Here is a 1,957-nt window from a genome sequence, read left to right as displayed (position 1 = left end):
CTGCCCTCCAAGTATTATCAGCGATGCAGGGCTTAACTTCTGTGTTCGGAATGGGAACAGGTGTATCTCCTACTCTATTGTAACCATATTACTTTCATAGTATACCATATATTAATTACTATTTCAATACCTTTTTCATTAAAATAAGGAGCAGATTTATGACTACAAAAGAATACATCAAAATGACGGCTGCGGCGGCAGGCAAAAAAAAGTCAGATCTCGTACTCAAAAATGGGCAAGTGATAAACGTATTCACCAATAAAATCGAAATTTGTGATATAGCTATATGCAATGGCATTATAGTAGGGATTGGAAGCTATGAAGGAATTAACGAAATAGACCTTGATGGAAAATATGTCTCTCCTGGTTTTTTTGACGCACATATCCATATGGAGTCGGCTCTGGTAACACCCAGAGAGCTTGTAAAAAATGTGCTCAAGTGGGGGACTACTTCCTTTATAGAGGACCCCCACGAAGCTGCAAATGTAAAGGGAAGTGAAGGAATAGACTATATACTTTCTCAAACAGAAAATATCCCTGCAAATGTATTTGTAATGCTCCCTTCATGCGTGCCCTCACTTAAATTCGAAAACAACGGAGGTAAGTTTAATCCAAAAGATATGAAAAAATATTTAAATAATCCAAGAGTCCTTGGCCTTGGTGAAGTAATGGACTACCCTTCAGTAATTAATTCAGATGTAAGTATGATGAAAAAAATAGATATGTTCAAAAACTTGATAATTGATGGACATGCCCCTAATTTATGTGATCTGGATCTTAACGCTTATCTGATTTCGGGAATAGCAACAGATCATGAGGCCACAACCTACGAATATGCACTTAAAGAAGTCAGCCGGGGTATCCACGTCCACATAAGAGAAGGCAGCGCTGCAAAAAATCTTGATGATATTGTCCGCGGAATTGTCGAAAATAAAATTTCAACAGAAAATTTCTCTTTCTGCACAGATGACAAACACATAGAAGAAATAAAAAATGAGGGTCATATAAGTTATTCTATAAAAAGAGCCATCTCACTTGGAATCGACCCCATATCAGCTATAAAGATGGCTACAATAAACACCGCCCGCTGTTATGGAATCAAGAATCTGGGCGCAATAGCCCCAGGATATCAGGCAGACCTTGTCATGTTTGACAACTTTGCAGATTTTGAAATATCAGATGTCTACCACAAAGGAAAAAATATAAAATCATTCAAGTGGGCCAGTATAAACCTTGATTCAAAACATCCACTAAAAAATACCATTGATTTTTCTAATCTATCCAAAAACAGCTTCTCCATGCCTTTAGATGTTTCTAAAGAACCAGTCATAAATCTTATAGATAATCAGATTTTAACATCTAGAAGTGATGAGTATCTTCCAAATAAAAATGGATTTTTTATAGCTGATTCCAATTTTAACAAAATTGCAATTGTAGAGCGTCATAAAAACACTGGTCTCGTTGGCAAAGGAGTTGTAAAAGGTTTTGGTATATCTGGTGGAGCAATTGCGTCCAGTGTTTCTCACGACTCTCACAATATTTCAGTAATAGGTGATAATAATAGTGATATGCTGATAGCAGTGCTCGAGCTTCAAAAAAAAATGGGCGGGATAACTATAGTATCTGATGGAAGAGTTATAAAAACACTTGCTCTTCCAGTAATGGGTCTCATGAGCGAAGAACCTTTTGAAGAAGTAAACCAGAAGATCAAAGAAATGATTTCTATAGCTCATTCAATGGGTGTATCTAAAAACATTGACCCTTTTATAACACTTTCATTTATCAGTCTTCCTGTAATTCCAGAAATACGGATAACCCCCAAAGGAACATTTGATGTACTTGAAATGAAATTTATATAATAGTATGTATTAAAAAAGCACCTGAGATATACTCAAGTGCTTTTTTAAATTGGCTACGTCCTACTTTCCCAGGAGGCTGCCCTCCAAGTATTATCAGC

General features: G+C 36.3%; 1 protein-coding gene and 1 rRNA gene. One reads left to right on the top strand and one right to left on the bottom strand.

Features of this window, described 5'->3' with window-relative positions; all coding sequences use genetic code 11:
• Positions 1 to 88, bottom strand: a 5S ribosomal RNA gene (gene rrf / locus G558_RS13545); the annotation flags it as partial.
• 70 nt (positions 89 to 158) lie between these two features.
• Here rrf and ade point away from each other — a divergent pair.
• On the top strand, positions 159 to 1,859 hold the full coding sequence (gene ade, locus G558_RS0111135; RefSeq protein ID WP_028830202.1) for an adenine deaminase: 1,701 nt from the start codon (positions 159 to 161) through the stop codon (positions 1,857 to 1,859).
• Positions 1,860 to 1,957 lie beyond the last annotated feature (98 nt).

The organism is Proteocatella sphenisci DSM 23131 (assembly GCF_000423525.1).
GTDB lineage: Bacteria > Bacillota > Clostridia > Peptostreptococcales > Filifactoraceae > Proteocatella > Proteocatella sphenisci.
The sequence above is the reverse complement of the archived record's forward strand: the minus strand, read 5'-3'. Positions and strand labels throughout refer to the sequence as shown.

Coding starts and splice junctions, on each gene's coding strand:
- ade (WP_028830202.1), top strand. CDS start 159: ATGACTACAAAAGAATACATCAAAATGACGGCTGCGGCGGCAGGCAAA.